The sequence below is a fragment of the Microbacterium sp. Leaf351 genome (assembly GCF_001423825.1).
Classification (GTDB): Bacteria; Actinomycetota; Actinomycetes; order Actinomycetales; family Microbacteriaceae; genus Microbacterium; species Microbacterium ginsengisoli.
The window spans coordinates 1-8,037 of sequence record NZ_LMPK01000001.1 but is presented as its reverse complement, the minus strand read 5'-3'; the positions used below and the strand labels follow the sequence as shown (position 1 = coordinate 8,037).

Sequence of the window (8,037 nt, the reverse complement as noted above, 5' to 3'; positions counted from 1 at the left end):
CCCTGCGCGCGCTCGCGCGCCTCATCCCCTTCGCCCGTCCGGTGCTCCCGCGCCTCGCGGCCGGCTTCGCGTCCGCGCTCGGCGCGGCGATCGTGAGCCTCGTCATTCCGATCGTGCTCCAGATCACCGTCGACGGGCCGATCGCGCAGGCCAACATCGCCCTCATCATCTGGGCGTCGCTCGGGGTGCTCGCCCTCGGCGTGCTCGAGGCGCTGTTCGTGTTCCTGCGCCGGGCGTTCGTGCTGACGCCGGCGACCGGTGTCGAGTTCGAGATCCGCCAGCAGTTCTACCGGCGCCTGCAGCGTCTGCCCGTCGCCTTCCACGACCGGTGGCAGTCGGGGCAGCTGCTCAGCCGCATGATGCAGGACATCAACCTCGTGCGCCGGTGGCTCGCGTTCGGCTCGATCCTGCTCGTCGTGAACCTCATGACGGTGCTCATCGGCGCGGTGCTGCTGTTCAACTGGCACTGGGCGCTCGGCACCACCTTCCTCGTCGTCTCGGTGCCGCTGTGGTACTTCGGCTTCCGGTTCGAGCGGCAGTACGGCCGTCTCGCGCGCCTCAGCCAGGACCAGGCCGGCGACCTCGCCACCGCGGTCGAGGAGAGCGTGCACGGCATCCGCGTGCTCAAAGCGTTCGGCCGTGGCCCCCACGCCCTGCGCAAGTTCACCCGCCAGGTCGAGTCGCTGCGTGCGACCGAGCTCGGCAAGGCCCGCGAAGTCGGCACCCTGTGGTTCTGGCTCGAGGTCGTGCCGATGGTCGCCTTCGCGCTCTGCCTGCTGGTCGGCATCCTGCTGGCCAGCTCGGGTCAGCTGAGCGTCGGCGAGCTGTTCGCGTTCTTCGCGATGGCGACCGCGCTGCGGTGGCCTCTCGAGTCCCTCGGGTTTCTGTTCTCGTTCCTCATCGACACGCGCACAGCGACCGACCGCATCTTCGAGGTGCTCGACGAGGAGAACACGATCGTCGACCCCGAGACGCCGTCGACGGTCGCCGACCCGCGCGGGCGGCTCGTCTTCCGCGGCGCGCGGTTCCGCTACCAGGATGCCCCGGCGACTGAGCGCGATCTGCTCGACGGCATCGACCTCGAGCTCGAGCCCGGCGAGACCATGGCGCTCGTCGGACTCACCGGCTCCGGCAAGACGACGCTCACGACCCTGCCCGGACGCCTGTACGACGTCACCGGGGGCTCGGTCGAGATCGACGGCGTCGACGTGCGCGACCTGCGGCTCGACGAGCTGCGTCGCCACATCGCGATGGCGTTCGAGGATGCCACGCTGTTCTCGGCGTCCGTGCGCGAGAACGTGCTGCTCGGCCGTGACGATCTCGACGTGCGCAGCCCCGAGGCCGAGGCAGTGCTCGCCGAAGCGCTCGAGATCGCGCAGGCCCAGTTCGCCTACGACCTGCCGCAGGGCGTCGACACGACCGTCGGCGAGGAGGGTCTGAGTCTCTCCGGCGGTCAGCGTCAGCGCCTCGCGCTCGCCCGCGCCGTCGCGGCGGCGCCGTCGGTGCTCGTGCTCGACGACCCGCTTTCGGCGCTCGACGTCGAGACCGAGGCCAAGGTCGAGGCGGCACTGCGTCGCGTGCTGGCCACCACGACCGCGCTGATCGTCGCCCACCGTCCCTCGACCGTGGCGCTCGCCGACCGGGTCGCAGTGCTGGAAGACGGCCGCATCACTGCGGTCGGCACCCACTCCGACCTGCTGCGCGACAGCGAGCACTACCGCTTCGTGATCTCGAGCCTCGAGATCGAGAGCGAGCAGCGGCGCGAGGCATCCGATGACGACCATCGGTACGACGAAACCGGTCCGATCGATCTGAGCGAGAGCGAGGTGCGGGCATGAGCACCACCGTGCAGGGCACCCAGGGCGAAGACCGCAACGACTACACCGCAGCCGAGAGTCGGGCGATCCGTCGCCGTTCGCTGCGCCTGCTCGGCTCCCTCGTCTCGCCGATGAAAGGACTGCTGAGCCTCACCGCGATCGTCGTCATCGCCTCGACGGGCTTGCGCGTGCTCGGTCCCGCGCTCATCGCGTACGGCATCGACAACGCCCTGCCGGCGGTGCTGCAGAACGCCGATTGGATGCCGGCGGCCGCCGTCACCGCCGTCTACATCGTCACGGGCATCAGCGGCGCGCTGCTGATCGGCTGGTTCGTCGTGCTCTCGGCTCGGCTCACCCAGGCGATCCTCATGGACCTGCGCACCCGCATCTTCCGGCACACCCAGCGACTCAGCCTCGAGTTCCACGAGACGTACACCTCGGGTCGCATCATCTCGCGGCAGACGAGCGACCTGGAGTCGATCCGCGAGCTGCTCGACGGCGGACTGAACCAGCTCGTGCAGGGCGCGCTCTACGGCATCTTCACGCTGGTGGCGCTCTTCCTGATCGACTGGCAGTCGGGGCTCGTGCTCGTCGCAATGGGCATCCCGCTCGTGCTGCTCATGCGCTGGTTCTACCTCGAGTCGCAGAAGGGCTTCCGCGAGTCGCGCGTCGTGAGCGCCCGTCTCATCGTGCACTTCGTCGAGACGATGACCGGCATCCGCGCGGTGAAGGCGTTCCGCAAGGAACGCCGCAACGACGAGGAGTTCGCCGAGGTCGCCAGCGACTACCGGCGCGTGAACCTCAGCCTCGTGAAGCTGTACGGCGTGCTCGACCCGGGTCTCATCCTGCTCGCGAACGTCACGATGGCGGTCGTGCTGGTGTGGGGCGCGGTGCGCGTGACCGGCGGCTTCCTCGAGATCGGTGTGCTGCTGGCCGCCGTGCTCTACATCCGCAACTTCTTCAGCCCGCTCGAAGAGGTCGCGATGTTCCTCAACTCGTACCAGTCGGCCACGGCGGCGCTCGAGAAGGTGTCAGGCGTGCTCGAGGAGTCGCCCAGTGTGCCCGACCCCGCCACGCCGACCGCCCTGCCGAACGCGCGCGGTGCGGTGCGGTTCGACGAGGTGCAGTTCGCATACGGCAGTGGCCGCGTCATCCTGCCGGACTTCTCCCTCGACATCCCGGCGGGTCAGACGATCGCGCTCGTCGGCACCACGGGAGCCGGCAAGTCGACGCTGGCGAAGCTGATCTCGCGCTTCTACGACCCGACTCGGGGAGCGGTGACGCTCGACGGTGTCGACCTGCGTGCGCTGTCGCAGGGCGACCTTCGCCGGGCGATCGTGATGGTCACGCAGGAGGCGTACCTGTTCAGCGGCACGGTCGCCGACAACATCGCGCTCGGCAAGCCCGACGCGACGATCGATGAGATCCGTGCCGCGGCGCGCGCGGTCGGCGCCGACGGCTTCATCCGGTCGCTTCCGGACGGCTACGACACCGACGTGAACAAGCGCGGCGGTCGCGTCTCGGCCGGTCAGCGGCAGCTGATCTCGTTCGCGCGCGCGTTCCTCGCCGACCCGGCGGTTCTGATCCTCGACGAGGCGACGGCGTCGCTCGACATCCCATCGGAGCGCCTCATCCAGGACGCCCTGCAGACCCTGCTGGCCGACCGCACGGCGATCATCATCGCCCACCGCCTCTCGACGGTCGCGATCGCCGACCGGGTGCTCGTGATGGAGCACGGCCGCATCATCGAGGACGACGCCCCCGCCGCCCTCATCGCGGGAACCGGCACGTTCGCGAAGCTGCACGCCGCCTGGCGCGAGTCGCTGGTGTGAGGATGCCGCGGCCCGCGCTCTGCGCGTCCCGGCGCCGCGCTCGCCGCGCTCCTCTCGCCGTCACCCCGCCGAGTCCACGCTCGCCCGCCGAATCCACGCGTTCCTCGCAGGCACGACGTGTGGACTCGGCGGTGGGGTGTTGATTCGGCGTCGTTCGAGGGTGAGTGCGAGAGCGACAGCGAGGGCGAGGGCGAGGGCGAGAGCGAGGGCGAGGGCGAGGGCGAGGGCGAGGGCGAGAGTGAGAGCGAGAGTGAGAGCGAGGGCGTCAGGGCTGGGAGCGGATGAGGTCGCGGTACCACAGCGCGCTCGATTTCGGCGTGCGCGCGAGCGTCTCGAAGTCGACGTGCACGATGCCGAACCGCTTCGCGTAGCCGTATCCCCACTCGAAGTTGTCGAGCAGCGACCACACGTAGTACCCGCGCAGATCGACACCCGCATCGAGGGCGTCGCGCGCGGCCGCGAAGTGCCGTGCGAGGTAGTCCACTCGCAGCGGGTCGTCGACGCGGCCGTCCGGCGAGACGACGTCGTCGAAAGCCGCGCCGTTCTCGGTGACCATGAGCGGCTGCGCGGGGAACTCGGCCGACAGGGCGAGCAGCAGCTCCGTCAGGCCTTCGGGCGCGATGTTCCAGCCCATCGCCGTATGAGGACCGGGTTGCTCGACGAACTCGACAATGGCGTCACTGCCCGGCCAGGCGGTTCCGCCCGCCGCGGCCTTGTGCCCGTCGTTGCTCTGGCGGGGGGAGGCTCCGTCCCACAGGCGCACAGTCGCCGTCGAGTAGTAGTTGACCCCGAGTACGTCCAGGGGGTGGTGGATGAGTGCCAGATCGCCGGGCCTCACGAACGACCAGTCCGACACGGCGGACGTGTCCGCCAGCAGATCCGCGGGGTATTCCCCGTGGAGCATGGGCCCGGTGAAGGCGCGGTTCGCGAGGGCGTCGATGCGACGCACGGCCTCGTCGGCGCCGTCGCCGGCACCGCGAAGCACGTGGAAGTTGAGCGTGACCGACAGGCCGGGATCCGCGGTCGAGGATGCGCGCAGGGCCGCCGCACCGAGTCCGTGAGCCAGGTTGAGATGATGCACGGCGGCGAGCGCCGCCGCCGGCTCGGTGCGTCCGGGCGCGTGCCCGCCTTGCCCGTAGCCGAGGTAGGCCGAGCACCAGGGCTCGTTCAACGTCGTGAACGTGTCGACGCGGTCGCCGAGCGCTGCGCCGACGACCGCCGCGTACTCCGCGAACGCCTCCGCGGTCTCGCGCACCGGCCAGCCCCCGGCATCCTCCAGCGGTTGGGGGAGGTCCCAGTGGTACAGCGTCGCGACGGGACGGATGCCGCGTGCTCGGAGCCCGTCCACGAGGCGCGAGTAGAAATCGAGTCCGGCGTTGTTCACTGCGCCGCGCCCGTCGGGAATCACGCGAGGCCACGAGATCGAGAAGCGATAGGCCCGCAGGCCCAGTTCCGCCATGAGGTCGAGGTCGCTCTCCCACCGGTGCAGATGATCGCACGCGACATCGCCGGTGTCGCCGTTCCAGACCTTCCCCGGAGTGCGGCTGAACGTGTCCCAGATCGACGGTCCGCGACCGGCGTCGGTCGCCCCGCCTTCGACCTGGTAGGCGGCGGTCGCCGATCCGAACACGAATCCCGGCGGGAAGACGAGCGGATGCGTCATCCCGTCACCGCCGTGCGGTCGACGTCGAAACTCTGCGCACGCCCATCCGGTGTCGTCACGGTGATCGTCGCGATGCCCGAACCGCCCGGGAAGACCCGCAGCTGCAGGCCGTCGAGGTAGTCGTAATCGGGACGGTCGGTGCGGGCGCCCCAGGGGAGCACCGCTCCGGGCCGCACGTAGAGGGGGAGACTCGTGACGTCGTGCATTTCGCGACGCCAGCCGCCGCCCTCGACGACCTCGCCGGTGAGCAGGTGCGTCCACGGCCCGGCGGGAAGGTAGAACTCCACCTCGCCCGACGCGGACAGCACCGGGGCCACGAGCAGATCAGCGCCGAGCATGTACTGGCGGTCAAGGTAGGCGACGGCCGGGTCGTCGGGGAACTCCAGGATGAGCGGGCGCATCACGGGGGCGCCGGTCGCCGCCGCGGCGATGCCGAGCTGGAAGAGATACGGCATCAGCCGCATCTTCAGATGGGTGAAGACGCGCGTCACCTCCACCGCCTCCTCGTCGAACGACCACGGCACCCGGTAGGACTCGGAGCCGTGGAAGCGGCTGTGGCTCGACAACAGACCGAACGCGGTCCAGCGCTTGAACACCAGCGGCTCGGGCGTGCCTTCGAACCCGCCGATGTCATGGCTCCAGTGCGCGTACCCGCTGAGCGCGAGCGACAGGCCGCCGCGCAGCGTCTCTGCCATCGAGACGAAGCTCGAGGTGTTGTCGCCGCCCCAGTGCACGGGCATCGTCTGGCCGCCGGCTGTTCCCGACCGGGCGAACAGCACCGCCTCGCCCTCTCCCCGTACGCGCACGAGCACGTCGTGCACGGCGCGGTTGTACAGCTGGGCGTAGAGGTTGTGCATGCGCTCCGGATCGGATCCGTCGAACCACGCGACATCCGTCGGGATGCGCTCACCGAAGTCGGTCTTCACGCAGTCGACGCCCTGCCCGAGGAGCACCTCGAGCTTCGACTGGTACCAGGCGACGGCGTCGGGATTCGTGAAGTCGACGAGCCCCATGCCGGCCTGCCACATGTCCCACTGCCACACCGAGCCGTCGTGGCGGCGCACGAGGAATCCCCGCGCAGCACCCTCCTCGAACAGCTCCGAGTGCTGCGCGATGTAGGGGTTGATCCACACGCACACCTTGAGGTCGCGGTCGTGGAGTCGCCGCAGCATCCCCTCGGGATCGGGGAACACCCTCTCGTCCCACCGGAAGTCGCACCAGGTGAACTCGCGCATCCAGAAGCAGTCGAAGTGGAAGACCGAGATGGGAAGCTCGCGCCGCGCCATCTCGTCGACGAACGACGTGACCGTTGCCTCGTCGTAGTCGGTCGTGAAGGATGTCGACAGCCACAGGCCGTACGACCATGCCGGAACGATCGGCGGGCGGCCGGTCAGTGCGGTGTACCGTTCGAGAACCTGTGCGGGGGTAGGCCCCGCGATCACGAAGAACTCGATCGCCTCACCCGATACCGAGAACTGCACGCGCTCGACGGCCTCGCTGCCGACCTCGAAGGACACGTGACCCGGGTCGTTCACGAAGACCCCGTATCCGGCCGAGCTCAGGTAGAACGGTACGTTCTTATAGGCCTGTTCGCTGGATGTCCCGCCGTCGGCGTTCCAGATGTCGACCGTCTGCCCGTTCTTCACGAGCGGCCCGAAGCGCTCGCCGAGGCCGTAGACGAGCTCGCCGACGCCGAGGTCGAGCTGCGCGTGCATGAAGTGACGCCGACGCGGCACGCCGGTCTCGGCGGCGGCCCCGTCCACGGGACCCGGGTCGATCGAGGCATCCGCCGCGGTGTGCACCCAGGCCAGGGATCGATGTCCGCTGCCGGTCAGGCGGCGCCCGGCGAGCTCGAACGAGAGATCCCACGCACCCCTCCCGACCCGGGCCCGCAGGTCGCCGGTGACCAGCTCGCCCCCGTCTTCGGTGAGGTGTGCGGCGCCGGCGCGCCCCGCTCCCGGGAGCGGGAAGCCCGGCGTCGCGGGCGTGCCGCGGTGGTGTTCGACGCGCACGCGCACGACCCCCTCCAGCGGCGACGAGAGCGACACCGTGAGCGTCGGGCGGTTCAGCACATCGCCGCGCCGCTCGATCACCTTGGTCGGGGCGAGCACGGTGAGCGCTTCGCCGTCGACCCCGTCCTCGCGGCGGTCGATCTCATAGGCCTCCTGGGCGTAGAGCGCAGCGACTCCCGGTCGCATCTGCCAGAACCCGTCGGTGAACTTCATTACTTGACTGCTCCTGCGGTGATGCCGCGCGTGAGTGTGCGCTGGAAGATGAGGAAGAAGAGGAGGGTGGGGATGATGCCGAGCAGTGCGGACGCGCTCGTCGTGGTGACATCCATCAATCGATCGCCCTGCAGCACGCTGATCGCGACCGGCACCGTCTGGTTCGCGTTCGACACCAGGAATGTGAGCGGGATGAGGAACTCGTTCCACGTCCAGATGAAGAAGAAGATGAGCAGCACCGACAGGGTCGGTCGGCTGATCGGGAACACGACCCGCCACAGGATCTGCCACCGGCTGGCGCCGTCCATCGCGGCGGCCTCGAGCACTTCCTTGGGGAAGGTGCCGTAGACCGCGGACAGGAGGTAGGTGCCGAACGCCGCCTGGATCACGGTGAAGATGATGATGACCGACCAGACGTTGTTGTACAGCCCCACCGCCGGCCGCGTCCGTTTGAGTGGTGGTCTTTCGCTTCGTTGCGATGATCAGCTGTCGTTAGTTTA

Annotated in this window: 4 protein-coding genes and 1 pseudogene; 2 read left to right on the top strand and 3 right to left on the bottom strand. The window is 69.3% G+C overall.

Annotated elements, in window-relative coordinates; translation table 11 throughout:
- Positions 1-2: 2 nt before the first annotated feature.
- Both ASG00_RS00025 and ASG00_RS00020 read left to right on the top strand, forming a co-directional pair.
- A complete protein-coding gene (locus ASG00_RS00025; protein ID WP_162238302.1) occupies positions 3-1,838 on the top strand; it encodes an ABC transporter ATP-binding protein in 1,836 nt (611 codons plus the stop codon).
- Positions 1,835-3,649, top strand: coding sequence for an ABC transporter ATP-binding protein (locus tag ASG00_RS00020; RefSeq protein WP_045245911.1), 1,815 nt, complete (start codon positions 1,835-1,837; stop codon positions 3,647-3,649). The genes ASG00_RS00025 and ASG00_RS00020 overlap by 4 nt, the downstream gene beginning before the upstream one ends.
- A gap of 265 nt (positions 3,650-3,914) precedes the next feature.
- Here the strand turns inward: ASG00_RS00020 and ASG00_RS00015 are convergent, their stop codons facing one another.
- From ASG00_RS00015 to ASG00_RS00005, 3 genes and pseudogenes are all read right to left on the bottom strand, one after another.
- Positions 3,915-5,312: a glycoside hydrolase family 1 protein gene (locus ASG00_RS00015; protein WP_056205997.1), complete on the bottom strand. Its 1,398-nt coding sequence runs from the start codon at positions 5,310-5,312 to the stop codon at positions 3,915-3,917.
- On the bottom strand, positions 5,309-7,537 hold the full coding sequence (yicI, locus tag ASG00_RS00010; protein ID WP_056205995.1) for an alpha-xylosidase: 2,229 nt from the start codon (positions 7,535-7,537) through the stop codon (positions 5,309-5,311). Before yicI ends, ASG00_RS00015 begins: the two co-directional genes overlap by 4 nt.
- Positions 7,537-7,974: pseudogene (locus ASG00_RS00005) on the bottom strand (carbohydrate ABC transporter permease); the annotation flags it as partial. The gene yicI and the pseudogene ASG00_RS00005, both read right to left, overlap by 1 nt.
- Positions 7,975-8,037: the final 63 nt, after the last annotated feature.